Below are 25,954 nucleotides of genomic sequence, written 5' to 3' on the forward strand. Positions count from 1 at the left end.
AAGTGTAGATGCGAGGGGGAATCAACGGCTAATGTGTCGCCGTTAGTTCATCCAGCGGTCTTTCTTCTTACGGCTGGGGATCATGTGAGGAAGCAACAGGCCAATCAGCAGGCCAAATCCTGCCACGCCGCCGCCGTACATAAACCACTGCATGATGATGGCGCGCTGTTTGTCGTCGAGCTGCACATTGGCGGCATTCACCTTTTTCTGGGCGACGATCAACTGGTTCTTAAGCTGTTGATTTTCATCCTTCAGACCCTGGATAACGCCGTCGCTCTGGGCCACTTTCTGCTGCATTTCAGCGGTACGCTGGTTCCAGGTTGTGTCGATGTTGTTTAACTTGTCGGTCAGCGTTTTGACCTGGTTTTCCAGGTCGGGCACGCGGGTACGCAGGCTTGGCGTGGTGCTTAGCTGCGCGAGGGGAATCCAGGAGGTACGCCCGTTGCTGTCACGCACCTGGCCGTATTTGGTTTCTTCGTTGCTTTGCAGCAGTGTGACTTGTTCCCCTGCGTTGACGGTGCCAACGAGGCGGTAGTTATCGCCCGGGCCGCTACGGACCCAGGTGTTTAATTCATCAGAGACATAACGTTTTTCTTCGGCATGAGCCACGACGGAAACGCTAAGGGAGAGCAAAGTGAGGCAAATCAGGCGTAATTTCTGCATTATTTCGTCGTTATTTTCATAAAGTGTGGAACGATAGTAGTGGCAACAGTCTGACGGCGCAATCCGTAAACCTGAATGAGAATCATCCTGATGTCAATTTGACCATCCGGCGTTCCCGCACTACCGCAAATTCGCTACCCGACGGGGTATTTTGTCGTACTATTACAGACCTAATCGACGCTATTTAGTTCGCCAGGAGATCGCCTGGTGTGACGTAAACCTAAGTAAAGAAGACATGGCCCAGGAAATCGAACTCAAATTCATCGTTAACCCTGCGGCGCTTGATGCGCTGCGTGACAGATTAAATGCCCTGCCGGGCGAGCACAGCGACCCTCGTCAGTTGCTCAATATTTATTATGAAACGGCAGATAACCAACTGCGCCGCCACGACATGGGGCTGCGTATTCGCGGTGATGCCGGGCAATACGAAATGACGATGAAAATCGCGGGCCGCGTGACCGGCGGGCTGCATCAGCGCCCTGAATACAACGTGGCGCTAAGCAAGCCCGAGCTGGATTTGGCTTTGCTGCCGGCGGAAGTGTGGCCTGAGGGTCTGGACGTTACGGCTTTACAGGCCGAGGTTAAGCCGCTGTTCAGTACTGATTTTGCGCGTGAAAAGTGGGTGGTTACTCACGGTGAAAGCCGCATTGAACTGGCATTGGATCTCGGTGAAGTGAAGGCCGGTGAGCTTCAGACTCCTATCTGCGAGCTTGAACTTGAGCTGCTGAGCGGGGAAACGGCAGATTTACTGGCTCTGGCGGATAGCCTGGTCACCGAGCCAGGCCTGCGTCAGGGTAGCCTGAGCAAGGCGGCGCGGGGGTATCACCTGGCACAGGGCAATGCGGTGCGTGAAGTGAAGCCGCTGGGCGTGCTGTATCCGCCTGCCAAAGCCAGCGTTGAGCAGGGGCTGGAAGGGGCTCTGGAACTGGCGCTCGCCCACTGGCTGTACCATGAAGAATTATGGCTCAGCGGCGTAAAAGCGGCTAAGCAGCAGGTGATTGATGCCGTTGGTCTGGTGCGTCATGCCCTCGCGCTTTTTGGCGGCATCATTCCAAGAAAAGCGAGTACCCACTTACGTGAGCAACTGATTGCGCTCGAAGCGCGCTTTGCCAGCGACGAAAAAGCCGACGTGATTGTATATAGCGCGCAGGCAAGCAGCGCTAAGCTGGCGCTGACCCGCTGGCTGGTAGAACGCCAGTGGCTGCCGTTCATTGATGAGAAAGGGCGCACCAAACTTGATAGCTCCTTCAAGCGTTTCGCTGATACGCATCTTTCCCGCCATGCGGCGGAGCTAAAAGACGCGTTCCAGCGCCCGCTGGGGGATGCATACGCAGACCAGTTGCCGCGCCTGGCGCGCGAAACGGATGCGATCCGTCTGCTGGCCGGGGTGTACAGCGATGCGCAAACCCAGCCGTGGCTGGAAAACTGGCAGGGGTTGCGTCATGCCATCGTCACCCGCCAGCGGATAGAAATAGAGCATTACCGAAACGAAGCGATCTCGCAGGCGCCTTTCTGGCTGCACAGCGGGAAATAATAGACTGGTAACGGATACCCACCATGATGGCGCTGACCCCTTTATTACAGCAGCACCTGCAGGCGTTTTTGCCGCGCCTGCCGCAAGAGATTGATTCCCTGACACTGAGCGAAGAGGCTCGCGCGGTGCTGGCGATAAGTGATTTTGTTGGTGACAGCGTGGTGGCGTATCCCGCCTGGCTGCAAACCCTGCAGCAGGACGCCCCCACGGCAGACGAATGGCGTCACTATGCCGCCTGGCTCCAGCGGGAGCTGCAGGATGTGCATGACGAAGCGGCATTGATGAAAGCGCTGCGCTTTTTCCGCCGCCGCATCATGGTGCGTATCGCCTGGGCGCAGGCGCTGGAGCAAGTGGATACGCAAAGCACGCTGCAGCAGCTGAGCGTGCTGGCGGAAACGCTGATTGTCGCCGCCCGCGACTGGCTTTATGCCGCCTGTTGTCGCGAATGGGGTACGCCCTGCAACGCAGCCGGTGAGCCGCAGCCGCTGCTGATCCTTGGCATGGGTAAGCTGGGCGGCGGGGAACTGAATTTCTCTTCCGATATCGACCTGATTTTTGCCTGGCCGGAAAACGGTTCAACCCAGGGCGGGCGACGTGAGCTGGATAACGCCCAGTTCTTCACCCGCATGGGGCAGCGCCTGATTAAAGTCCTCGACCAGCCGACGCAAGACGGCTTTGTGTACCGCGTGGATATGCGCTTGCGCCCGTTTGGCGACAGCGGTCCGCTGGTGCTGAGCTTTGCCGCGCTGGAAGATTATTATCAGGAGCAGGGGCGCGACTGGGAACGCTACGCGATGGTAAAAGCCCGCATTATGGGCGATAACGACGATGCCTGGAGCCAGGAGCTACGTAACATGCTGCGGCCATTTGTGTTTCGCCGCTACATCGACTTCAGCGTGATTCAGTCCCTGCGAAACATGAAAGGCATGATAGCCCGCGAAGTCCGTCGCCGTGGGCTAACGGACAATATTAAGCTCGGCGCCGGCGGTATTCGCGAAACCGAGTTTATCGTGCAGGTCTTCCAGCTCATCCGCGGTGGCCGGGAGCCTTCGCTGCAGTCTCGCTCGCTGCTGCCTACCCTTGAAGCTATTCAGCAACTTCATCTGCTGCCTGAAGAAGATGCGCAGAAACTGCGGTCGGCTTACCTCTATCTGCGCCGGCTAGAAAACTTACTGCAAAGCATCAACGACGAGCAGACGCAAACCCTGCCCGGCGACGATCTTAACCGTGCCCGGCTGGCGTGGGCGATGCAGGCGGCTGACTGGGCAGCCCTGCAGCAAACGCTGCAGCGGCACATGAACGACGTGCGACAGGTCTTTAACGATCTGATTGGCGACGACGAACCGGAAGCCGGCGAGGATAAAGTTTCTGAAGGCTGGCGTGAGCTATGGATCGACGCCCTGGACGCCGATGAAAACACGGCTGTGCTGAGCCATTTAACCGCTGAAGCGCGGACCGAATTACTTAAGCAAGTTAGCCATTTCCGTCAGGAGATCGACAGGCGCACTATTGGCCCGCGTGGGCGCCAGGTGCTGGATCAGCTTTTGCCACACCTGCTGAGCGAAGTGTGTTCCCGGGCCGACGCGCCGCTAACGTTTTCGCGTCTGACGCCGCTGTTGTTTGGGATCCTCACCCGCACGACCTACCTGGAGCTACTCAGCGAATTCCCCGGCGCACTTAAGCACCTCATCACGCTGTGTGCGGCTTCGCCGATGATTGCCGCGCAGCTTGCCAGCTATCCGCTGCTGCTGGATGAGCTGCTCGACCCCAATACGCTGTATCAGCCCACGGCAATGGACGCTTATCGCGACGAACTGCGTCAATATTTGCTGCGCGTCCCTGACGAAGATGAAGAGCAGCAGCTGGAAGCATTACGCCAGTTCAAACAGGCGCAGATGCTTCGCGTGGCGGCAGCGGATATCGCTGGCACCTTGCCGGTAATGAAAGTCAGCGACCACCTGACCTGGCTTGCGGAAGCGATCCTGGATGCGGTGGTGCAGCGTGCCTGGGCGCAAATGGTGGCGCGCTACGGCCAGCCTCGCCATCTGCAGGACCGCGAAGGGCGCGGCTTTGCCGTGCTTGGCTACGGCAAACTGGGCGGCTGGGAGCTGGGCTACAGTTCCGATCTGGACCTGGTCTTCCTGCACGATTGTCCGATGGAAGTGATGACGGACGGCGAGCGTGAAATCGATGGCCGCCAGTTTTATCTGCGCCTGGCGCAGCGCATCATGCACCTGTTTAGCACGCGTACCTCGACCGGGATCTTGTACGAAGTTGACGCTCGCCTCAGGCCATCCGGCGCGGCAGGCATGCTGGTAACCACCGCGGAATCTTTTGCCGATTATCAGAAGAATGAAGCCTGGACCTGGGAACATCAGGCGCTGGTACGCGCCCGCGTGGTGTACGGTGACCCGGCGCTTAATCGCCAGTTTGATGCCATTCGCCGCGAGATCCTGTGCACGCCGCGGGAAGGAGAAGCCTTGCAGGTTGAAGTGCGCGAAATGCGTGAAAAAATGCGCGCTCATTTGGGCAATAAGCACCGCGATCGCTTTGATATTAAAGCCGATGAGGGCGGGATCACCGACATCGAATTTATTACGCAATATCTGGTACTGCGCTACGCCAGCGAAGCGCCGAAGCTAACCCGCTGGTCCGATAACGTGCGCATCCTGGAATTAATGGCGCAGAACGACATTATGGACGAAGCCGAGGCCAAAGCGTTGACCCACGCCTATGTCACTCTGCGTGATGAATTGCACCATCTGGCGCTGCAGGAATTGCCTGGAAACGTTGCGCTGGACGTCTTTGAGAAAGAGCGCGAGCAGGTGCGCCGGAGCTGGCAAATCTGGCTTGGCGAGCCGCAAACGCACGCGGGGGCGTAATTATGTTATTATCCCGCGCAAAATTTTATCCCTCGCTGGAGAGTCAGGAATGAAAGTAACGCTGCCCGAATACAGCCGTGCAGGCGTCATGGTGGTTGGTGATGTGATGCTGGATCGCTACTGGTACGGCCCAACCAGCCGTATTTCGCCGGAAGCCCCGGTGCCGGTAGTGAAAGTGGATACCATCGAAGAACGCCCCGGTGGCGCGGCTAACGTAGCGATGAACATTGCTTCGCTGGGTGCGAACTCTCGCCTGGTTGGCCTGACCGGTATTGACGATGCGGCTCGCGCGCTCAGCCAAAGCCTGGCCGGGGTTAACGTGAAGTGCGACTTCGTTTCTGTTCCGACTCACCCGACGATTACCAAGCTGCGCGTACTGTCCCGTAACCAGCAACTGATTCGCCTCGACTTCGAAGAAGGGTTTGAGGGCGTCGATCCTGAACCACTGCACGAACGTATCAGTCAGGCGCTGCCGCAGATTGGTGCCCTGGTGCTTTCCGACTACGCCAAAGGCGCCCTGGCGACCGTGCAGCAGATGATTCGTCTCGCTCGCGAAGCCAAAGTCCCGGTGCTCATCGACCCGAAAGGCACCGACTTTGAGCGCTATCGCGGCGCAACGCTGCTGACCCCGAACCTTTCAGAATTTGAAGCCGTGGTTGGCAAGTGCAAAACCGAAGCCGAGCTGGTGGAACGCGGCATGAAGCTTATCGCCGATTATGAACTGTCGGCACTGCTGGTGACGCGCTCCGAACAGGGCATGACGCTCCTGCAGCCGGGCATTGAGCCTTTCCATCTGCCAACTCAGGCCCAGGAAGTTTATGACGTAACCGGGGCCGGGGACACGGTGATCGGCGTGTTGGCGGCAACGCTTGCGGCGGGGAACTCGCTGGAAGAGGCCTGTTACTTTGCGAATGCCGCAGCCGGCGTGGTTGTTGGCAAACTGGGGACGTCTACCGTTTCTCCGGTCGAACTGGAAAACGCGGTACGTGGTCGCGCAGAAACAGGCTTTGGCGTGATGACCGAAGCCGAGCTGAAAGTTGCTGTTGCCGCAGCCCGCAAGCGCGGTGAGCGTGTGGTCATGACCAACGGCGTGTTTGATATTCTGCACGCGGGCCACGTTTCCTATCTGGCAAATGCCCGCAAGCTGGGCGACCGTCTGATTGTCGCAGTAAACAGCGATGCTTCAACCAAACGCCTGAAAGGGGAAACCCGGCCGGTCAACCCACAGGATCAGCGTATGATCGTGCTGGCCGCGCTGGAAGCGGTGGACTGGGTTGTGCTGTTTGAAGAAGATACGCCGCAGCGCCTGATTGGTGAAGTCCTGCCGGATCGCTTAGTGAAAGGCGGTGACTACAAACCAGAACAAATTGCCGGGAGCCAGGAGGTCTGGGCCAACGGCGGTGAGGTGATGGTGCTGAATTTCGAAGATGGTTGTTCCACCACCAATATCATCAAGAAGATCCAGAACAACGGCTAAATTAGCCACTTATGGCTTATTGATTAATAAGCTACTTGCCCGACAAATTGTACGGGTAGAAATAGAAAGACCGGAATTTGGTTGTTTACCAAATCCCGGTTTTTTTTTAACCTGTTACCCTTCAAGAGTTAAAACGGCAGTTCAGAATATTCTCTTGCTTCGATGGTAGGTATTTAAAGGATCTCTATGGATAAGAAAACGATAGGAAAAACCCTCGTGGGAGCTATTGTATTTGCGATTGCAGCGAAATTCAGTGCGGGATATTTTACTAAGTCTGAGGCTCCGATTCACCGCGATAATGTCATGCTGGATGAAGTGAATACCAATACGAAAGGATACCAAAAACAAATTGATGATATGAATAATGTGCTGACAAAAATACAGCGGGAAACATTCACTGCAGGCCAGAGAACGCGCTGTGATATTGACTTCCCGGAATATGCGGACGCTAAGGCCAGAACATTTTTCGAAAGCGTTGGTGTTAATAAAAAAGACATGATGCCGGGTACGGAACTCCATAAGCAAATTGTTATCATCCGTAACATGAACACTTTAAACTGTTATCTCGGAGCGTCAGACAAAGCACGTGGTAGTTATTCAGAAGACATAAAGGAAAAAAAGAGTGTTTATGCTGATGCTAAAAATAAGGCAACAACTGCGCGTGAAAGAGGTGGGGTGATGGGAATGGGATTAATGCTTGATGCCTATGATGCCGGTTTTAATGCTAACTAAAAGATTAAACTGGCGGCAGTTATTTTACTCATTGAAAAAGCTCAATGCGAGCACTGAGCTTTTTCATTTCTACTGGCTGCCTGTGATTAATGCTTCACCAACGTGGCGAAGTAGTAAACCAGCGGAATGGCCAGCAGGTATAGCCCCACCGGGATTTCACGCCATTTACCGGCAATCACTTTAATGATGATGTAGAACAGCAGGCCGCCGGCGATCCCGGTTCCGAAGCTGTTGGCGATAAGCGTGATCATCACCATCATCAGTACCGGCAGACCTTCGGTGAAGTTACCCAGATCCACCTTGCGCAGGCCGCTGAACATGTTCAGGCCGATAAGGATCAGCGCAGGTGCGGTAGCCTCTTTCGGAATCATCAATGCCACCGGGGTAAACAGCAGCATCAGCAGGAACATCACCGCTGCCGCCAGCGCGGTCAGGCCGGTTTTACCGCCAGCTTCTGCTGCCGCCGAAGACTCAATCAGCGCCGTAGCTGCCGGAATACCGACCCACGGACCAAGCGCTGCAGCGATGGAGTCCACCATAAACGGACGGTTGATGTGCGGCATGTTGCCGTGCTCGTCCAGCAATCCGGCTTCGCCGCCCACCGCCAGGGTCGTGCCCATGGTGGAGAAAAATTCCGAAGCAAAGAAGACAAACAGGAACGGCAGGAAAGCGATGTTCAGCGCGCCGAGCATATCAACGTGACCCAGTACCGGCGCCAGTGAGTGAGGCATTGCAATAAAGCTTTGTGGCAGGTGTGTGACACCCAGCGGAATGCCCACCAGAGTGGCAAACAGAATCGCCCATAAAATGGCCCCCGGTACGCGGCGAGCCTGAAGCGCAATCGCCAGGAACAGGCCGCACAGCGCCACTATCGCCCCGGCAGAAGTAAAGTCGCCGAGCGCCAGCGCGTTGGTTTTGGCGTTGGCAAGCACTAGCCCGGCATTGCGGAAGCCCAGCACGGCAACAAACAGGCCGATAGAGGCCGTAAGCCCAAGCTTGATCGACTGTGGTACCGAGCGCGTGACCACTTCACGCAGGCCAAGACGGGTTAGGGCAAAGAACAGAATACCGGACCAGCAGGCGATGCCCAGGCCAATTTGCCAGCCAATATGCTCGCTCCCGGCAAGCGTCACGCCCACCAGCACTGAACCGCCGATGCCCGGCCCGACAATAAACGGCAGGTTGCCGTAAAACGCCATCAGCAGCGTGCCGAGGACAAACACGATTATCGTCCCGGTCGTTGCCGCGCCTTTATCCATTCCGCCCACGGCCAGCAGGCCGGGGATAACAACCAGAAGATAGGCGGCGGCGAGAAAGCCGGTGACGCCCGCGAGGCATTCGGTTTTCACTTTGCTTTGGCGGCTGCGAAGCTGGAATCGCCGCTCCAGCCAGCTTTCACTGGCGGCCTGAGACACTGAATTTTCGGCCATTATTTGGCTCTCCGGATTAATGTGTTGTGTGTGCGTCTGCCGGGTGTTCGTGGCATTCAATAAGCGGGTCGACGATCTGGCGAGTACTGCCATCCGTCAGTCCCAGATCGGTCAAATGTGGCCCGGCGTTACAGGCCAGGCAGGTGCCTTCGATGGCCTTGAACACGCGGTACGGCGGCTCCCAGTCGGCGACTTTATTACTCAATTCACGGAGTTGAGCAAACTGCTGCGCCAGCTCGGTGGCAGGAAGGTCTGAGAGCATTCCGGCGATCGGCATTTCTACCTTAGCCAGCATCTGCCCGTTCTGGCTGAGTGCCATACCACCTCCGCAGGCGATCAGCTCGTTAGCGGCGAGCGCCATGTCCTGCGGATCTCTGCCGAGAACCACGAGGTTATGCGAGTCGTGTGAGTATGTGGTGGCTATTGCGCCGCGCAGTTCTCCCCAGCCTTCGAGCAGTGCCAGCTGAGGTTTTGCGTCATGGCGGCCATGGCGGTGCTGAACCCAAATCAGGCTAAAGCCATCCGGCAGCTGAACTTCGCCGTGTCGGACTTCCACCCCGACTTCACTCCACTGGGTGAAACGCGCGCCCTTGATATGGCGCAGGCGTGCACGTCCATTGTTCACCGGCACTTTGAGAACAAAATCGTTTGGGCTCAGCGGCTGCAGTCGGACAGTATCTCGCGGGGGAACAATAGACGGTGCCGCGACGGGCTCCAGCATTTTTCCCTGTTCGGCGACGAGCTTACCGGCGACATAAACGGTTCGGGCGCTCAGTTTTTCCAGCGAATCGAAAACCACCAGATCGGCGGTGCGGCCCGCGGCAATCAGGCCAAGGTCCGGACGCTGCAGGCGCAGAGAGGCGTTAAGCGTGGCCAGGCGCAAAGCATCCTCGGCCTTCATGCCGTGCTCAATCAGCAGGTTAAGTAGGGCAACGATACCGCCTTTTGCCAGCAGCATGTCCGGCGGCACGTCGTCGGTGCAGACGGTGACCTGCGATGACAGATGCGGCAGGCCGTTCAGCGCGGCGACAATCTCCGGCAGCAGGTACGGATGTGAACCGCGAATTTCCAGGGTCAGCCCGGCGCGCAGTTTTTCCAGCGCGTCGGCTGCGGAGGTCAGTTCATGGTCTGACGTCACGCCAGCGGCAAGGTAGGCCTGCAGGCCCGCACCGTTCAGGCCGCGGGCATGTCCTTCAATCAGTTTGCCGCTTTGCAGGCCGGCGTTAAGAATTTCCAGCATTCTTTCGCTGCCGTTAAGCACGCCGTGCATGTCCATCACTTCGGCGACGCCCGCCACTTCCGGCCACGAAAGCAGGGTTTCCATCTCTTTCCCGGCAAAATCTGCGCCGGACATCTCCAGACCCGGCGTTGAAGGCACGCTGGACGGAGCCGCGCAGATCACGCGCAGTGGCAGGTTGCGGCTGGCGTCAACGGCGTAACGCACGCCTTCAATACCGAGCACGTTCGCCAGCTCGTGCGGGTCCCAGAAAATAGTTGTAGTGCCCTGGGCGACGACGATTTCGGCATAGCGCGCGGGCGGCAGGTGGGAGCTTTCAACGTGGACGTGGGTATCCATCAGCCCTGGGCTGAGATAGTTTCCGGCGAGATCGTGAGTCTCTGCGGCATCCGTGCGGCTGCCGCGTGGATGTACGCTGGCGATGAGCGTGCCGACAAGGCCGACATCCGCCTCACGGATTTCACCGGTTGCCATATCCACGACCCGCCCATTGATGAGCAGCAGGTCGAAAGGCGTTTCGCCGAGGGCGGCTTTTACCGCGCGGCGACGTAAATCAGCAGAGGTCATGACAGGGTTCCAAAAAAGGGGCTCTGACGGCTACTCTAGGCAGGGGAACACGCTTTGCCCAGATGATTTAATTTATCAGCCGATAAGAAACGTTTATCCTGTGGCAAACGTTTACCTGGCAACCCTGATACTCCAATGGCTGAACCCTGGCAGCGCCTTCCCGCACTCTCGTTAAAACAGATCCAGTATTTTGTGACGCTGGCCAAACTCCGTCATTTTACCGATACCGCCCACCGGCTGGCCATTAGCCAGCCGGCGCTAAGCAGCGCGCTACGGCAGATTGAGTCCGTGCTGGGCGGGAAGCTGGTTAACAGAACCGCCGCAGCGGTGACGCTGACGGACCTGGGGGCAGCGCTATTGCCCCATGCCGAACGCGTGCTTAACGTCGCGCAGCGCGCTTTTGACGACATGCAGAGAATTGTTCAGGACGGCGGCGACGGCACACTGCGGATAGGCCTGGTGCCCTCGGTCGGGAGCCTGCTGTTTCCCGATATTCCTCAGCGTATCGCAGACGCTTTTCCTCGCCTGCGCGTTGAGTTTCACGATCGCACCAATGATGCGCTGATTGCCCAACTTGAAAGCGGCCAGCTGGACTTCGGCCTCGGCGCGCTGGACAGTTCGGTGCCTGAAACGCTGGAGATTTATCCGCTGCAGGAAGATCCCTTTGTGGCGGTAGTCAATTGTCACGATCCTCTGGCAGGATCCAGCCACGCCCCGTGGCGAAGCCTGGTAAAGCGGGACATTGCGGTGTTTTCGAAAGGCAACATCAGCCGGCTGGTAGCGGCGATGGCGGAAAGCCAGCGCCTGACGCTCAATACGCGCTATCAGGTCGATTTTATTGAAACCCTTTATGGGCTGGTGCGTTCGCAGCTGGCCGTGGCTATATTGCCGCAGCTTTACACAACCTTTTTGCAGGACCCTGAGCTGAAAGTGATTCATTTGCAGCAGCCATCTCTGAGCCGTACCGTGGCGCTGATGCGCAGCACCGAGCCGTTCGCGCCGCAGATAGAAGCCTGCTTCCAGCTTATTGTCCGCGTATTACAACAACGAAAAGTGCTCTGACTTTACAAGGAAAACCTGACATGAAAAAGATCCTGCGCGTGGTGGTTGTGCTGCTGATTTTGCTGGTGGCCGCCGTCGCTATTCGCCTGTGGCTGCTGCATCGCCACAGTGATGCCCTCTGGAATATCATCAGCCAGCAGTGCATTCCCAATCAGCAGCAGAACAACTCGCCTGCGCCTTGTCTGAAAGTCGATCTGGCCGGGCGCTACCTGGTGTTCAAAGATGCAAAAGGCCCGCTGCATACGCTGCTGATGCCGACGGACAAAATTACCGGCATTGAGAGCCCGAAGATCCTCGAAAGCGGGGCGCCAAACTACTTCCTGGACGCGTGGGACAATCGTCATTATCTGCTGGATGAAACCACAAAAGCGGTGAGAGATGATGATTTGGTGCTGGCGATCAATTCCCGCTACGGACGTTCTCAGAATCAGCTGCACATTCACTTGTCCTGCCTGCGCCCCGAGGTCTATCAATCCATTAACCAACTTGCTGACAAAGTGGATGATCGGTGGCAGCCGTTTGGGGCGGAGATCCTCGGCCATAAATATCTGGCGAGAAAAGTCCCGGCAGATGCTAACCCGTTCATCGTGCTGGCGGAGTACGTGAAGGCTCAGGGGGATGAGATGGAAAACTTTGGCCTGGCGCGGGTTGTAACGGCGAAAGGGGATGTGGTGCTGTTAGCCAACCCTCGTCAGCTGCTGGGGGGTAACCAGGGTTCGGCGGAAGAGATGCTGGACTACAGCTGCTCGCTGGCAAACTAAAGAAAAATGGCCTCTTAGCAGAGGCCATTTTTTTGTGCCGTTACGACAGGTAATTCATACCCTGTTTGAGCACCAGATCGCAGGCCTTGGTTTTTACCTTTTCGGCCAGCGGGGAGTTGCCAATGCTGTTCAGGTCTAGCTTCTGGCCATTGGCCGTATTCAGCAAGCCCATTAACCCCTGATTGTAGTCCTGTTTTTCAGCTGGCTTGGTGCTGTTTTCCAGCCCCAGTTTGGTCATTAGCTGGTTTTTGATGTTATCGGTATTGGTGACAGAAGCCAGTTTGTTCTTCGCGCAGTACTCTATGATGCCGGCCGCATTGGTCATTGTGCCTGAGCTGAGAGACTTGTTGTTGCCGTTCAGCAGGCTGGTCAGTGAAGAGAGAGAAAGACCGCCGTTCTGAGTGCCGCTGCCGGTGGTTGCACTGCCGCTTTTGCTCAGTTCATTGGCGGCGCTGGAAAGTTGTTCCTGCCAGTTTGCTGCCGAAGCCTCGCCGGCGAAAAAGGCTGCTGCCAGCGCCATTGCGCAGAGCGTTTTATTCCTTGCTTTCATCTTGAGATACTCGCTTTGTTTGCCTGCGGTGCAGGAGATTTCAGGCGAGAGTATAGCGCTTAGAGGGGAAGCAGGGGGATTGAGAGTTGTCTTAAACCGGGCAGGGGGCAAATAAGCCGGATTTCCACGGCTGCAAACGGCTGATAAACCCACAGTGACAGAAGAAATACCGGACAGCATGATTAAAATAAACAAGGAAAATCAATTCATTGATTTTCAACTGAAAACCACGAAGAGGGAAAACTACGCTTTTTCCCTCTTTGTCAGCAACTATTAGCCGGGTTTCCCCGGCTTGTCACATCAGTTGATGATGTTCAGGGTCACATCGATATTGCCGCGGGTTGCGTTGGAGTATGGGCAAACGATGTGTGCCGCATCGACCAGTTTTTTCGCTTCGGCTGCATCCATACCCGGCAGGTGAATGTTCAGCTTCGCTTCGATACCGAACCCGGTTGGCAATGGCCCGATGCCGACTTCCCCTTCGATGAAAGCGTCGGACGGCATGGCGATTTTGTCGCGGCCGGAGACAAACTTCATCGCGCCCAGGAAGCATGCAGAGTAACCCGCAGCGAACAGTTGCTCAGGGTTGGTGACTTCACCGCCTGCGCCGCCCATCTCTTTTGGCAGGCCCAGCTTGACGTCCAGCACGCCGTCGGAGGAGGTGGCGCGACCTTCACGGCCACCGGTAGCTTTGGCTTTTGCGGTATAAACGACTTTTTCTAAAGACATGGCAGGTTCCTCATCTTACATTTGGTATGTGCTATAAAATAGCGTGCGATTTATATGGTGTTTTAAAAATCGCCGATAATATCGACGATTAATTATTACGTATTTAAATTACTGCGCAAGGTTTCCAACTGCGCCTTTAGCGCCAGCATACTGTCCACGCTACAAGCGGAAGCGCAGCGCACGGAGTCTGGAATACCCAATGCTTTTTCCTGCAGTGCCTTGCCTTCCTGAGTCAGCGTCACGGCAACCTGACGCTCATCTTCGCGAGAGCGCTGACGTAATAAGAGTCCGGCGCTTTCCAGGCGTTTGAGCAGAGGCGTTAAGGTGGCTGAATCTAAAAACAACCGTTCGCCGATTTGCGACACCGTGACATCGTCCTGCTCCCACAGCACCAGCATCACCAGATATTGCGGATAGGTGAGCTGCAGCGGCGCAAGCAGCTGGCGGTAGAGCTTGTTCACCGCCAGGTTGGCGGAGTAGAGCGCGAAGCAAAGCTGGTTGTCCAGTAGCAGGGCGTTCGTTTCGGTTGATGTCTTCTTCATGTTTCTCAATATAGGTAGTGCACGATTAAATAGCAAATTTTATTTTGTGCATTTTTGTCCGCGCGATCATACCCGGGGCTTCTTGCGATAAAGCCACAGTCCCGGCAGCGAGAGGCCAATCGACAGCGCCCCCACAATAAATGATGCCTTCAGGAAGTTGGTCACCAGCTGGATCATCAGCGGATCGCTGTAGCCAAAGTGCGTTAGTTTTACCGCCGAGATCATCGCGGTGTAGGCGTAGATCCCCGGAAACATGGGAATGACGGCCGCAACGGTGAAGACTTTAGGATGAGCCAGATACCAGCGCGACCACTGAATACCAATGATGCCGACCAGAATTGACGCCAGAAACGTGCTCCATTCGATGTTCAAACCTGCCGTCATCATCGCCATACGCGAGCCGTGGCCGATGGCGCCGAGCAGGCCACACCAGGGCAGGGCGCGCTGAGGCACGTTAAAGACTAACGCAAAGCCCACCGCCGGAACGGCAGACAGCGCCATATCCTGGAGCAGGGCCAGAACAAACTCGATTACGCCCATCCTCTTAGCCCCCATATCGCCATTGCCATCACCACGCCAATGCATGTCGCCAGCGTCAGCAGGCTGGCCATCGCCCAGCGAGCCAGCCCGGTGTTAACGTGGCCTTTGAACATGTCGGCCACGGCGTTGATCAGTGGGAAACCTGGGACGAGTAATAGCACGCTTGCGGCCATAGCAATATTGGATGTGGCGGCAAACGGGCCTTTGGCGATAAGTAGCCCTGAAACGCTGGTGGCGACAAACGCGGTGATGCAAAAATTGATCTGTGGATGAAGCTGGCGATGGGTGAGGAGCTGGCGCACATACATCGCCAGCGAACTGGCGATAAAGGCGACCAACGCCCCGTCCCAGCCACCGTTGTTCAGTTTACAGAAGCAGCCGCAGGAGAGGCCCACCATCAGGACGACCAGCCAGCGCGGGTAGCGCAACGGTTTGATATGTTCGAAGCGCTTAAGAACGTCCCTGGCATCCAGCAGTTTGTGTTCGGTGAGGATCACGATGTGCTGTACTTCGGTCACAACGTGCATGTTGATCCCGCGATCGTTATTTTTGCGGGTGGTGGTCAGGCACTGATTGTCTTTAATGGTGCTAAGCACAATGGCGTTAGCGGAGATTGAGCTTTCCACGCTGTCCATCCCCAGCGCTTTGCCAAGGCGGGTTGAAAGCTCCTCTACCAGCGCGCTTTCTGCCCCGTGCTGCAGTAAAAAGAGCGCGCATTGAATACATAAACGAGTGACGTCCCGCTGGGAAGTAACATCTGACTGCATGCTTGATCCTGACCAAAGAGAATGAAATACGCTTAACGTTTATCCATTTAACATGAGCGCATCGCTTCATTAGGCGCGTCAGATCAAGCTTTGATTCACTATCCCCGGCGATGAAAGACTATTACTTTTTCCAGCCATTGATTGCAGCTCACGCAGACAATGCCGCCGATGACGAAAACCGATCCCAGCAGAAAACCAGAGTTTATCTTTTCATTTAGTAACCAGGCGCCAAACACCACCCCGAGCAGCGGCGTCACAAAAGAGAAGGCGCCGAGTGCAGAAGCCTGGTAGCGCCTCAGCAACGCAAACCAGATAAGCAGGCTCAGGAAGGAGACAACCACCGACTGAAAGACCATATTGGCAAGCAGCAGCGGCGTTGGGTTAAAGCGGGTTTGCCCTAACAGGAACGAAGCGACAAGCAGCACAATAAAAGCCCCCGCAAGCTGGAACAGCGTCGTTTGGGCGGCGGAAACCTGGGCCAGGCGGGAGGTACGAACTAACACGGTGGTTGCGCCCCATGAGGCACCGGAAGCCAGGCAAAGAAGATCGCCGAAAAGTGATGAATGGCCACCATCAGGGGCTGAAAAAGTGACAACCACACCGATAAATGCCAGGACGATCCCGAACCATTGTACCGGTGTTAAACGCTCAGAATGCAGCGTGAAGTGCAGACCCACGGCGGCAAATAGCGGCGCAGTATAGAGAAATACTACGCCGTGCGCGGCGCTGGTGTAACCCAGGCCAATACCTAAAAATAGATACTCCAGCGCAAACAGCAGTCCGGCCCCCGCGCCGGCAAGCCAGGGCAGAGACACGTACTGGATTTTCTCTCTCCTGAGCAGGATAAAAAGTGCTACCAGCCCCGCGCCTATCCCGGAGCGTATGGCAATTTGTAAGATGGGGCTGGCATCCCCAGCCGTAGCTTTCAGCCCCGGCTGCTGCAAACTCCATATCAGACAGAGAGTGGCCATCCCGGCGACGGCCAGGCGATCTATTGTTTGGTATCTGGACATGCGTTTTCTCCCGAAAAACGCATTATCAGTCCGGTCGATATGATTGATATAGTGAGAAACCGCCATGCCATTGTGCGTTTCGGTCAATCTTTTGTTGACGACTTTGAAGGCTGACATCCGTGCCAAAGAAAACACCCAGCATACTTATCGCGCCTTTTACCGGCGAACTGCCGGCCACGCTGTACTTCCGCAGCGCGCCGATGCCCGCGCACGGGTTGTATCTGGAACATAGCCACCCCTGGGGGGAGTTTGTCTCGGCGGTAAGCGGCGTCGTGGAGGTGCAGTATGCCGGTGGGCACTATGTGGTGCCGTCTCAGTACGGTATCTGGCTGCCGCCGGACACGCAGCATCTTGCGCAAAATCGGATGGAGGCGTGGCACAGCTCCGTATATGTCAGTGTCGCTGAGTGCGCAGCGCTTCCGCAGCAGGTTACCGTTATGGCTATCACGCCCCTCGTCCGGGCGATGCTCGAGCATTTGCACCTTAACCCGCCGGGTATCCCTCCTTCTGAAGAGGAGTCGCGGTTCCTGCGTGTGCTGGTTGATAGGCTGATTAAGGCCGAAAGGGTGGGAAACTATTTGCCCGGATCGGACGATCCTGTGGTTCAGCGGGTGCTTAACGTCCTGGAACAAAACCCAGGCGATAGCCGCTCCGTGGCGGCGTTGGCGGCTTTTGCCAATACCAGTGAGCGAACGTTGATGAGACGTTGCCAGCGGGAGCTGGGTATGACGCTGGCGGAGTGGCGGCAGAGGTTAAGAATTGTGAAAGCGATGCCTTTGCTGGCCGAGGGATGGACCGTGGAGAATATCGCCTTTGAGCTGGGGTACGGTAGTTCATCGGCGTTTATTACTATGTTCCGCCGCTTAACCCAGGAAACGCCGGATGAGTATCGCAAGCGTATCACCGGGCTGGAGCGTTAACTGAGCCGAAAGTCTTTTGCCTCCGGCTGCAGCAAACTTACTGACAAACATCCACCCATTTGGCGTGGGTGAGTTCGGCCATACGTTCAGGTGAAATGCGGACGGCGCTGTGGATGGCCCCTGCGGCGGGCAGTACTTCATCGTACTGGCGGAGTGAGATATCGCAGAACACCGCCAGCGGGTTTTCCAGCCCGAAAGGGCAAACGCCTCCCACCGGATGTCCGGTCCAGTTCACCACTTCATCGCTGCTGAGCATACGTGCTTTGGCGCCAAATGCTTCTTTAAGTTTCTTATTATCAAGGCGTGCATCGCCCCTGGCGACGATCAGAATTATGTCGTTTTTGACCTTTAATGAGAGCGTTTTGGCTATTTGCCCGGGGGCCACATTGTGGGCGGCAGCGGCAAGAGCGACGGTCGCGGTGCTTTGGCTTAGCTCGATGATATCAATATCGGGGGCATGGTCGGCGAAGAATTGCCGCACGGACTGCAAACTCATGATTTTCTCCTGATCCAGGTGGCAAATAATTTCGCATAAGCTTGTGCTTTCTGTAAACCGCTTATACTTATCTCATACCCGCCTTGTCAGAAATTTCTGGATCTCCTTCACAATCACTGAAACCGGTTACGGTAACCGGTTGCAGTAATAAATTCCGCGAGGAATACTGCATCCTGTAACCACCCCCTGTACCTAATAATAAGAGTCGTCTATGAAACGTATCCTTTTATGCTGTGCCGCTGGTATGTCTACCAGTATGGTCGTGAACAGGATGAAACAGGCCGCCCAGGATCAACAGATTGAGGTTGAGATCAAGGCGGTGGGTATCGAAGAGTTCACGGATGTTATGCCTGAATTTGATTGCTGTTTACTCGGTCCGCAGATCAAATACCGTCTGGAAGATTTTAAGGCTCAGGCCGCCCCCAAACGGATCCCGGTCACGGTCATTAACTCTATGGATTACGGAATGATGCGCGGCGACAGAATTCTCGCCGATGCACTCGCGTTGATAGCCTGACAGGAGAGCCACTATGTCTTCCAACCATGCTGCATTTAATTTAATTTTTCGTTTTGTTGAGAACTACGTTAGCCCGATAGCCGGCCGCATTTCTTCACAGCGTCACGTGATGGCCATTCGCGACGGCTTCATTTCCGCGATGCCGTTTATGATTGTCGGCTCGTTCCTGCTGGTTTTTGCTTATCCGCCGTTTTCGCCAACCACCACCTGGGGCTTTGCCCGCGCCTGGCTCGATTTGGCGAAGCAGTTTGAGGGGCAGATTTTAACGCCGTTTGATATGACGATGGGCATCATGTCTATCTACATTTGTGCGGCGATTGCCTACAACCTCGGCAAACACTACGTGAAATCGCACGGGCTTGATCCTTTCATGTGCGCGATGCTATCGCTGATGGCTTTTCTGGTGGTTGCTGCTCCGAAAACCAAAGGCACGCTGCCGGTGGATAGCCTTGGTGGGACCGGGATCTTCACCGCCATTTTGGTGGCGATTTACTGTGTAGAAATGATGCGCTTTCTGAAGGCCCACAACATCGGCATAAAACTGCCGGACCAGGTACCACCGATGATCAAAAACTCCTTTGATCTGCTGATCCCGGTACTGGTCGTGGTGCTCACGCTGTATCCGCTGAGCCTGTTTATTCAGTCCCAGTTCGATATGCTGATCCCACAGGCAATTATGGCGCTGTTCAAACCGCTGGTGTCCGCCGCGGATTCTCTGCCGGCGATTCTGCTCGCGGTGTTAATTGCTCACCTGCTGTGGTTTGCGGGTATTCACGGGGCGGCGATTGTTTCCGGGATGCTGCAGATGTTCTGGCTGACTAACCTGGGCCTTAACCAGGGCGCGCTGGCTGCCGGGGCACCTCTGCCGCATATCTTTATGGAAGCATTCTGGACTTTCTTCATTGTGGTCGGCGGTTCCGGGGCAACAATGGGGCTGGTTATCTGCTATCTGCGCAGTAAATCTGCCCACCTGCGCTCTATTGGCCGTCTTAGCATCGTGCCAACCTGCTTTAACATTAACGAGCCGGTTATCTTTGGTACGCCGATTGTTATGAATCCGGTGTTCTTCATTCCGTTCCTGCTGGCGCCAATGGTTAACGCCGTGCTGGCCTGGGGAGCGATGAAGCTGGATCTGATTGGTCGCGTGATCTCCGTTGTACCGTGGACGGCTCCGGCGCCAATTGGCGCAGCCTGGGCGCTGGGCTGGGACTTCCGGGCGGCAATTCTGGTGATTCTGCTGGCCTGCGTGTCGTCCATCATCTACTTCCCGTTCTTCAAAGTGTACGAGAAGCAGCTGCTGGAGCAGGAAAAAGAAGAGGCACAAAGAGCAAGTGAGGAAGGAAGCCAGCAGCTGGCTTAATGGTTGAACTAAAGTATGAACGGCGGGGAAACCCGCCGTTTGCTATTTCAGGGTGCAGTCGCCGCAGGGCTGGACATCAGGCAGCTTATAGCGCTGACAGCAGGTACGCCTCACCAGAATCCCTTCACGCGAAATAACCGTCCGGTAAAGCGGATTTTCTCTGCCGCATGACAGCTGTTTTTCAAAGAAACAGGCTTGCACCAGTGCCGCCAGACTCTGTTCATCCAGCAGCGGCTTCAACTCCCCGAGGAACCAGTTTACCAGGTAGCCAGTGTTGCTCCAGATAAGCCGGGCATTGATCTCTCCGCTGGCCTCCAGCGCTGCGACAATGGGCATCAAACCGTCAACGATGAACTGCTCCAGCCGCAGGTGGAGCGGCAGTTTGCTTGCCTGGCAATCTTCAGCCACCTCAATCCAGAAACATTGCGCCCGGCCCGTTGTGTGGAACTCAACCCGCATCTGCTGAGGAGCGATGTTCAGCGCTTTAGGCTGGGTCAGCAATGCCATCATCACCGGCGGCACTAACAGGCCGATGTACCATTGTGCCCACAGGGACTTCAGCGGCTTGTGCTCGCGGGAAAGTTGAGGCTGGTTACGATAGATATGGTCGCCGTAGGCCGCCAACAGAGATGTTAGCGTGGCGGGGCGTTGCCACTCACTTAGCGTCATTGCTGTGACGGGAACCGGTTCGTTTAACTTTATGATGTCGTTGAAGTACGGGCGATGAGCGGCAAAATACTCGCGCAGAGACTCTGCCAGCGGGCTTGCCGCAGGGGACCAGGGAGGAACAAAGCACCCGCTGTCATGGCTGAGCCGGGGGGAGTGAAGCGCCATACTCTCGTCAGTACTTAATCTAAATGATAATGATTAGCAATACTAACCGTGGCAAAAATCTCTGGCAAGGTGATTTCAACGCCACCGCTGAGCGATGGCGGTTTTTGCGATCCAGGGACTATTTGGCGGCGAATTTATATGCCGTTTTGCCGTCCGGGAAGAAGGAATAGGTGACAAACATCGGGATAGTATGACCACAGGCGTCAAAATTCCACGCCTCTTTAGCGGAGCCCGAAATCAGCGCCGTTCCGGCGGCATTGGTGCGGATGTCCTCTGATTTACTGACCAGGGCGACCGCGACGGATTTAGGTTTCTCTCGGCACCCGCTGGTTATCGGCAGCATAGGGATGAGGTGCTGCAGGACATAGGCCGGATCGCTGGTTAGCGGTTGGCCTTTGACCTGCAGCCTGCTGGCGTTATTGCTGGCGCAGGCGGTAAGCAAAAGTACGGGAACTACGATGAGAGCAGGGAAAACATTAGCCATTATTATTCCTCAGAGATATATAACATTGCCGTTAGCGGCATCTTGTTGTTGTCTGAAATATGAACAACAAGCTGACCGTATTCAACCACGTTATTTTTGAGGAAAAGATTAGTTCACGGCGATCGTTTCGGTCGTCAGGATGCTATTTCGCCCGCGATTTTTCGCCTGATAAAGGGCTTTGTCTGCGAGGCTCAGGGCATCGTCTACGCTGCCTTCGACGAAGGGGGCAAGTCCGATACTGACGGTAACGTTGGTGGCGACCTGGTTATTAAACATATGCGGAATGTCCAAATCGAAAACGCGCTGGCGGATCCTTTCCGCCGACTGCATGGCACGTTCAGCATCGATGTTGGTGAGCATAATCATGAACTCTTCCCCGCCGTAGCGCGTGACAATATCCCTTGAACGCACGGCATCGCGAATTGCCGCCGAAACGCGGATCAGGGCCTGATCGCCCATCGCATGGCCGTAGTGGTCGTTGTAGGACTTGAAGTGGTCGATGTCCAGCAGCAAAACGTAGTGGCTACCGTGACCGGACGCCTGAATATGTTCGAGGCGGTTTTGAAAGCCGCGGCGGTTGTACAGGCCGGTTAAAGGATCGAGCATGCTGAGGTCGGTCAGCGTCTCTTTTTCTTCGAGTAATTTATTCATCAGCCGCTGGGTGAAACGGTCATTACGCTTCTGAATAATATGCTGAATAGTGATACCGATGGCGGGCAGAGCAATGGAATAAATCACTCGGAGCCATTGGTCAACGTTGCCCAGCCAAAGTACGACCAGCGCAACGGGCAGACTGTGCAGCAGGAAAGCCACGATATTATTAATAAATGAAATGGCGCCAATAAAAAGCACCGACATCAGGCTAATCACCAGAAATGAGGTGTCCAGATCCCCGATAGCCGCGTTTTTAATGAAAATATGCATGGCCCAGAATAACCCGAGAAATAAAGAGACAAAATTCAGGTTAATCAATTGCTTTTTGTTCATCATCTGCCAGCCAAGCAGCGTCAGGCTGATGAGCAGAATGGCGACAACGGCCGGCGTTATGCGCCCTGCCGAATGGAGCGGAAAGAGCATCGAAAAAGCGGCTGCCAGGGCATTGAGCAGCAAAAATAAACGTAAAGAAAGCTGCTGCTTTGCTTTGAGTAAGGCTCGCCAGGTTTGGGCTGTCATAGAACGATTGTGTCTTGGGTAAGGGCGTCAGGTGTTGTGTGTGTCGTATCAATGAAAAGCGAGTTATCGGCTTTTCTGGCAACTATTGGAATTTTTATAAGGCAAACTAAAGCCGGTGCTCAATCTATCACCTTACTGAAAATCTGTCATTAAATGACGCGTCAACCTTGGCTATTTCAACCATAGGCTGCACACGTTTTCACGCTGACAATTGAGAAAATCTATCATATGATATTGGTTATCATTATCATTGTGGGGCGTGAAGATGCTGCAAAGACGACTCGAAGGTGGCTGGAGTATAATGGTGGCTGGGCTTGCCGTGGCGCTGCTTGCCTGTTTGGATCTCAGTTTCAGCCAGTGGCGCGGGCTGGTGGTCGTAGGGCTGTTGGCAACGGCACTGATGCTGTATCACAAGACATTGAGACACTTTGTTTTGCTGCCATCGTGCGTAGCATTTGCCAGCGGATTGCTGTTGATTATAATGAATTTTGGATCGATGAGATAAACAAGCAGGGGAAGATAAGGAGAGTCACTTCATAAGAAGTGGTGCGAAGAGAGGGACTTGAACCCTCACGTCCGTAAGGACACTAACACCTGAAGCTAGCGCGTCTACCAATTCCGCCACCTTCGCACAGTTTTCAGATTTGCATCTGAAGAGTTTTGATATCGCCTTCGCATTGGTGCGAAGAGAGGGACTTGAACCCTCACGTCCGTAAGAACACTAACACCTGAAGCTAGCGCGTCTACCAATTCCGCCACCTTCGCGCAGTGCGAACGATATCTTTCGTGGTTGTGTTGGTGCGAAGAGAGGGACTTGAACCCTCACGTCCGTAAGAACACTAACACCTGAAGCTAGCGCGTCTACCAATTCCGCCACCTTCGCATACCTGTAATACCGAAGTATCACAACCACGGAGGCGCATTCTAGATGTTTTCTGAGCTTCGTCAACACTTAATTTGGTGCCGCTTTCCTGACTGATGCAAAAAGCGGCACCTTAACGCGTTTAGCGCTTTTTACCCGCTCGGGTCAGCACGGCGCGGTAGACTTTAAAGCGGCCGGTTTGAGCAATAACTTCATGGCTGCCAAACACTTCGTCCAGCACGTTCGGGTACGCAAGGAAGGCGTTTGCCACGATGCGCAATTCGCCGCCCATATTCAAATGACGGGCCGCACCGCGAATAAGCTGGTGCGCCGCGTCGAGGCTTGTCTGCATCCCGTCGTGGAAAGGTGGGTTGGAGATGATCATGTCGAAACGGCCGTTGATTTCCGAGTAGACGTTACTGGCGATCACTTCCCCTTCAATGCCGTTAGCGGCAAGGGTTGCACGGCTGGCGGCCACCGCAGGCGCGCTGACGTCGCTCAGCGTGAGGCGAACTTTTGGTGAGTGGCTGGCGAGAGTAATCGCCAGCACGCCCGCGCCGCAGCCAACGTCCAGCACTTTGCCTTTGGTGTGCGGCGTCAGCGTGGAAAGCAGCAGTTTGCTGCCGGTATCCAGGCCGTCGCGGCTAAAGACGCCCGGCAGGGTTTTCACCGTCATCCCTTCATGAGGGTATTCGCCCCACCAGCTGTTTTCATCAAATGCCGGTTGCTGTTCAAGGCGGCCGTGGTACAGACCGCAACGGCGCGCGCTGTCGATTTTTGTCAGCGGGCAAACTTCAGCCAGGATTTGTTCTGCGCTGCGAACGCCAGAGCGGTTTTCGCCGACGACAAAAACGTCGGTGCCAGCCGGCATTAGTGACAGAATATTCATCAACTGGAACTGAGCTTCCGGCTTGTTTTTCGGCCAGTAGTAGATCAGCGTATTGCTGTCGGCAACGTCATCCGCACCGGCCAGCAGGCCATATCGTGCGTTCTCACCCATCTGCGCGCTTAATACCTGCCAGTGGTGGAATTGCTGGGTGTGGGCGCGGCTGGCGGCGGTGTCGAAACGCGCCGGCAGGTCGTCTTGCATGTCACCGGCAAACAACACACGGCTCTCGGTAAAATCATCGCTGTGGCGCAGCAGTACTTCACTCGCCGGGGTAAACGCACTCATCAAATTGCTCCTGGAAAATCAGAGCGTGGATTATAGAGCTTTAATGGCGTGGATTCGATGAATTTGCTATATTTGCCGCCCGAATTACGCTCTCGACAGGTTTCGCTATGACTTCCCCTTCCCGACGCGACTGGCAGTTACAGCAACTGGGTATTACCCAGTGGGTGCTGCGTCGTCCGGCGGCTTTACAGGGTGAAATTGCGGTCTCTTTGCCCGCGGGCGTGCGTTTGGTGATGGTCGCCGAGACGCCACCGGCCTTGAACGATCCTCTGGTGAGGGACATTTTGCGCAGTATGGCGTTAAGCCCTGAGCAAGTGATGCAGCTGACGCCGGATCGCGTTGCGATGATGCCGTCCGATAGTCGCTGCAATAGCTGGCGCCTTGGCGTTGAGCAGCCCTTAACGCTGAACGGCGCTCAGTTGACGTCCCCGGCGCTTGATGAGCTTTATCACAATGGCAACGCGCGACAGGCGCTGTGGCAACAGATTTGCGAACATGAACACGATATCTTCCCTGACGCCGAATGACATAGCTGCGGCGTATGCCATCGAGCTGCGCAGTCACGCTTTTCCCTGGAGTGAAAAAACCTTTGCCAGCAATCAGGGCGAGCGCTACTTCAATTTACGGCTGGACGTTGATGGCCAGTTTGCCGCTTTTGCAATAACGCAGGTCATTCTCGACGAGGCCACGTTGTTTAATATTGCGGTCGATCCGGCATATCAGCGGCAAGGGCTTGGGAAAGCGCTGCTTGAGCATCTCATTGCTGAGCTTGAGAAGCGGGATGTCTTTACGCTGTGGCTGGAGGTTCGAGCCTCTAACGTTGCGGCGAGGACGCTATACGAAAACCTGGGCTTTAACGAAGCGACGGTGCGTCGCAATTATTATCCTGCAAAAGAAGGTCGGGAAGACGCGATAGTTATGGCGCTCCCCCTCGGTTAATTTTTAAAAGGTGTGTGGATGAACTGGGACTGGATTTTATTTGATGCGGACGAAACGCTGTTTACTTTTGACGCGTTCGGCGGTTTGCAGCGCATGTTTCTCGATTACAGCGTGACCTTTACTGCAGATGATTTCCAGGAGTACCAGGCGGTAAACAAGCCGCTGTGGGTAGACTACCAGAACGGGGCGATTACCGCGCTGCAGCTGCAGCTCAGGCGTTTTGAGGACTGGGCAGGGCGGCTGAATGTGCCGTCAGCTGAGCTTAACGACGCCTTTTTATCCGCCATGGCCGAGATTTGCGCCCCGTTGCCCGGAGCCGTTTCTCTTCTGAACGCGCTTAAAGGCAAGGCCAAACTTGGCATCATCACCAACGGTTTTACCGCACTCCAGCAGATCCGCCTTGAGCGTACCGGCCTGCGTGACTATTTCGATCTGCTGGTGATTTCCGAGCAGGTTGGGGTGGCAAAACCCGATCGCCGCATTTTCGACTATACCTTCGAGCAGATGAAACAGCCTCCGCGCGACCGCGTTTTGATGGTCGGCGACACGGCAGAGTCCGACATTCTTGGCGGCATGAATGCCGGGATAGCAACCTGCTGGCTTAACGCCCACGGGCGCACCGCGCCGGAAGGGATTGAACCGACCTGGCAGGTCACCTCGCTAAGTGAACTGGAGCAACTGCTGTGTAAGCCATGATTGTTGATTGTTA

At 55.5% G+C, this 25,954-nt stretch carries 27 protein-coding genes and 3 tRNA genes; 13 read left to right on the forward strand and 17 right to left on the reverse strand.

Translation table 11 applies throughout. From position 1 onward, the window contains the following. Positions 1–42 precede the first annotated feature (42 nt). Entirely contained in the window at positions 43–663 is a 621-nt protein-coding gene (locus tag VW41_02810; protein ID AJZ88051.1) for a hypothetical protein, read from the reverse strand. A 235-nt stretch (positions 664–898) separates the two neighbouring features. Here VW41_02810 and VW41_02815 point away from each other — a divergent pair, with 235 nt between their 5' ends. The 4 genes from VW41_02815 to VW41_02830 all read left to right on the forward strand — a co-directional run bounded on the left by VW41_02815 (position 899) and on the right by VW41_02830 (position 7,288). After that, positions 899–2,197, forward strand: a complete 1,299-nt coding sequence (locus tag VW41_02815) for an adenylate cyclase (protein ID AJZ88052.1) — start codon at positions 899–901, stop codon at positions 2,195–2,197. A 26-nt stretch (positions 2,198–2,223) separates the two neighbouring features. Then, entirely contained in the window at positions 2,224–5,079 is a 2,856-nt protein-coding gene (locus VW41_02820; GenBank protein ID AJZ91833.1) for a bifunctional glutamine-synthetase adenylyltransferase/deadenyltransferase, read from the forward strand. A gap of 49 nt (positions 5,080–5,128) precedes the next feature. Next, the gene (locus VW41_02825) at positions 5,129–6,556 is read left to right on the forward strand and encodes a heptose 1-phosphate adenyltransferase (protein ID AJZ88053.1); all 1,428 of its coding nucleotides are present in this window, start codon (positions 5,129–5,131) and stop codon (positions 6,554–6,556) included. A gap of 186 nt (positions 6,557–6,742) precedes the next feature. After that, on the forward strand, positions 6,743–7,288 hold the full coding sequence (locus tag VW41_02830; protein ID AJZ88054.1) for a hypothetical protein: 546 nt from the start codon (positions 6,743–6,745) through the stop codon (positions 7,286–7,288). A gap of 86 nt (positions 7,289–7,374) precedes the next feature. On the opposite strand, the gene VW41_02835 is transcribed toward VW41_02830, so the two are convergent. Both VW41_02835 and VW41_02840 read right to left on the reverse strand, forming a co-directional pair. Continuing rightward, positions 7,375–8,718 carry a permease gene (locus VW41_02835; protein ID AJZ88055.1) on the reverse strand — a complete coding sequence of 448 codons (1,344 nt, stop codon included), beginning with the start codon at positions 8,716–8,718 and terminating at the stop codon, positions 7,375–7,377. 16 nt (positions 8,719–8,734) lie between these two features. Beyond that, a complete protein-coding gene (locus tag VW41_02840) occupies positions 8,735–10,522 on the reverse strand; it encodes an adenine deaminase (GenBank protein ID AJZ88056.1) in 1,788 nt (595 codons plus the stop codon). A 135-nt stretch (positions 10,523–10,657) separates the two neighbouring features. On the opposite strand from VW41_02840, the gene VW41_02845 reads away from it, so the two are divergent. Together VW41_02845 and VW41_02850 are read left to right on the forward strand one after the other, a co-directional pair. Further along, positions 10,658–11,584 carry a LysR family transcriptional regulator gene (locus VW41_02845; GenBank protein ID AJZ88057.1) on the forward strand — a complete coding sequence of 309 codons (927 nt, stop codon included), beginning with the start codon at positions 10,658–10,660 and terminating at the stop codon, positions 11,582–11,584. 20 nt (positions 11,585–11,604) lie between these two features. Further along, the gene (locus VW41_02850; protein ID AJZ88058.1) at positions 11,605–12,345 is read left to right on the forward strand and encodes a CDP-diacylglycerol pyrophosphatase; all 741 of its coding nucleotides are present in this window, start codon (positions 11,605–11,607) and stop codon (positions 12,343–12,345) included. A gap of 40 nt (positions 12,346–12,385) precedes the next feature. Here VW41_02850 and VW41_02855 read toward each other — a convergent pair whose 3' ends face one another. The 6 genes from VW41_02855 to VW41_02880 all read right to left on the reverse strand — a co-directional run bounded on the left by VW41_02855 (position 12,386) and on the right by VW41_02880 (position 16,486). Beyond that, positions 12,386–12,895, reverse strand: a complete 510-nt coding sequence (locus VW41_02855; GenBank protein AJZ88059.1) for an endopeptidase — start codon at positions 12,893–12,895, stop codon at positions 12,386–12,388. Between the two features lie 300 nt (positions 12,896–13,195). Beyond that, on the reverse strand, positions 13,196–13,624 hold the full coding sequence (locus VW41_02860; GenBank protein ID AJZ88060.1) for an organic hydroperoxide resistance protein: 429 nt from the start codon (positions 13,622–13,624) through the stop codon (positions 13,196–13,198). A 95-nt stretch (positions 13,625–13,719) separates the two neighbouring features. After that, entirely contained in the window at positions 13,720–14,166 is a 447-nt protein-coding gene (locus VW41_02865; GenBank protein ID AJZ88061.1) for a MarR family transcriptional regulator, read from the reverse strand. A 66-nt stretch (positions 14,167–14,232) separates the two neighbouring features. Continuing rightward, positions 14,233–14,706, reverse strand: coding sequence for a hypothetical protein (locus VW41_02870; protein AJZ88062.1), 474 nt, complete (start codon positions 14,704–14,706; stop codon positions 14,233–14,235). After that, positions 14,697–15,473, reverse strand: a complete 777-nt coding sequence (locus VW41_02875; GenBank protein AJZ88063.1) for a membrane protein — start codon at positions 15,471–15,473, stop codon at positions 14,697–14,699. Before VW41_02875 ends, VW41_02870 begins: the two co-directional genes overlap by 10 nt. 98 nt (positions 15,474–15,571) lie before the next feature. Further along, positions 15,572–16,486, reverse strand: a complete 915-nt coding sequence (locus tag VW41_02880; GenBank protein ID AJZ91834.1) for a membrane protein — start codon at positions 16,484–16,486, stop codon at positions 15,572–15,574. A 119-nt stretch (positions 16,487–16,605) separates the two neighbouring features. Between VW41_02880 and VW41_02885 the strand changes: the two genes are divergently transcribed. Further along, positions 16,606–17,406 (forward strand): AraC family transcriptional regulator, encoded by an 801-nt coding sequence (locus VW41_02885; protein ID AJZ88064.1) that lies wholly within the window; start codon positions 16,606–16,608, stop codon positions 17,404–17,406. Positions 17,407–17,443: 37 nt separating this feature from the next. On the opposite strand, the gene VW41_02890 is transcribed toward VW41_02885, so the two are convergent. Next, a complete protein-coding gene (locus tag VW41_02890; GenBank protein ID AJZ88065.1) occupies positions 17,444–17,902 on the reverse strand; it encodes a prolyl-tRNA synthetase in 459 nt (152 codons plus the stop codon). A 211-nt stretch (positions 17,903–18,113) separates the two neighbouring features. Between VW41_02890 and VW41_02895 the strand changes: the two genes are divergently transcribed. Both VW41_02895 and VW41_02900 read left to right on the forward strand, forming a co-directional pair. Continuing rightward, a complete protein-coding gene (locus tag VW41_02895) occupies positions 18,114–18,419 on the forward strand; it encodes a PTS cellobiose transporter subunit IIB (GenBank protein AJZ88066.1) in 306 nt (101 codons plus the stop codon). A gap of 13 nt (positions 18,420–18,432) precedes the next feature. Then, a complete protein-coding gene (locus VW41_02900; protein AJZ88067.1) occupies positions 18,433–19,779 on the forward strand; it encodes a cytochrome C biogenesis protein CcmF in 1,347 nt (448 codons plus the stop codon). A 42-nt stretch (positions 19,780–19,821) separates the two neighbouring features. On the opposite strand, the gene VW41_02905 is transcribed toward VW41_02900, so the two are convergent. The 3 genes from VW41_02905 to VW41_02915 all read right to left on the reverse strand — a co-directional run bounded on the left by VW41_02905 (position 19,822) and on the right by VW41_02915 (position 22,270). After that, the gene (locus tag VW41_02905; GenBank protein ID AJZ88068.1) at positions 19,822–20,613 is read right to left on the reverse strand and encodes an iron reductase; all 792 of its coding nucleotides are present in this window, start codon (positions 20,611–20,613) and stop codon (positions 19,822–19,824) included. 118 nt (positions 20,614–20,731) lie between these two features. Next, on the reverse strand, positions 20,732–21,097 hold the full coding sequence (locus tag VW41_02910) for a hypothetical protein (protein AJZ88069.1): 366 nt from the start codon (positions 21,095–21,097) through the stop codon (positions 20,732–20,734). 108 nt (positions 21,098–21,205) lie between these two features. After that, on the reverse strand, positions 21,206–22,270 hold the full coding sequence (locus VW41_02915; GenBank protein AJZ88070.1) for a diguanylate cyclase: 1,065 nt from the start codon (positions 22,268–22,270) through the stop codon (positions 21,206–21,208). Positions 22,271–22,498: 228 nt separating this feature from the next. Here VW41_02915 and VW41_02920 point away from each other — a divergent pair, with 228 nt between their 5' ends. After that, the gene (locus tag VW41_02920; GenBank protein AJZ88071.1) at positions 22,499–22,810 is read left to right on the forward strand and encodes a hypothetical protein; all 312 of its coding nucleotides are present in this window, start codon (positions 22,499–22,501) and stop codon (positions 22,808–22,810) included. A 4-nt stretch (positions 22,811–22,814) separates the two neighbouring features. On the opposite strand, the gene VW41_02925 is transcribed toward VW41_02920, so the two are convergent. The 4 genes from VW41_02925 to rsmC form a co-directional block, all read right to left on the reverse strand. After that, a tRNA-Leu gene (locus tag VW41_02925) sits at positions 22,815–22,901 on the reverse strand. A 47-nt stretch (positions 22,902–22,948) separates the two neighbouring features. Next, a tRNA-Leu gene (locus tag VW41_02930) sits at positions 22,949–23,035 on the reverse strand. 31 nt (positions 23,036–23,066) lie between these two features. Beyond that, positions 23,067–23,153 (reverse strand) — tRNA-Leu (locus tag VW41_02935). Between the two features lie 121 nt (positions 23,154–23,274). After that, positions 23,275–24,306 carry a 16S rRNA methyltransferase gene (gene rsmC / locus VW41_02940; protein AJZ88072.1) on the reverse strand — a complete coding sequence of 344 codons (1,032 nt, stop codon included), beginning with the start codon at positions 24,304–24,306 and terminating at the stop codon, positions 23,275–23,277. A 107-nt stretch (positions 24,307–24,413) separates the two neighbouring features. Here rsmC and VW41_02945 point away from each other — a divergent pair, with 107 nt between their 5' ends. From VW41_02945 to VW41_02955, 3 genes are read left to right on the forward strand one after another with little or no spacing between them, the layout of a single operon-like run. After that, the gene (locus VW41_02945; GenBank protein AJZ88073.1) at positions 24,414–24,833 is read left to right on the forward strand and encodes a DNA polymerase III subunit psi; all 420 of its coding nucleotides are present in this window, start codon (positions 24,414–24,416) and stop codon (positions 24,831–24,833) included. After that, the gene (gene rimI, locus VW41_02950; protein AJZ88074.1) at positions 24,802–25,245 is read left to right on the forward strand and encodes a ribosomal-protein-alanine acetyltransferase; all 444 of its coding nucleotides are present in this window, start codon (positions 24,802–24,804) and stop codon (positions 25,243–25,245) included. The genes VW41_02945 and rimI overlap by 32 nt, the downstream gene beginning before the upstream one ends. 18 nt (positions 25,246–25,263) lie before the next feature. After that, positions 25,264–25,941, forward strand: a complete 678-nt coding sequence (locus tag VW41_02955; GenBank protein ID AJZ88075.1) for a dUMP phosphatase — start codon at positions 25,264–25,266, stop codon at positions 25,939–25,941. Positions 25,942–25,954 lie beyond the last annotated feature (13 nt).

The sequence above is a fragment of the Klebsiella michiganensis genome (assembly GCA_000963575.1).
Classification (GTDB): domain Bacteria; phylum Pseudomonadota; class Gammaproteobacteria; order Enterobacterales; family Enterobacteriaceae; genus Cedecea; species Cedecea michiganensis_A.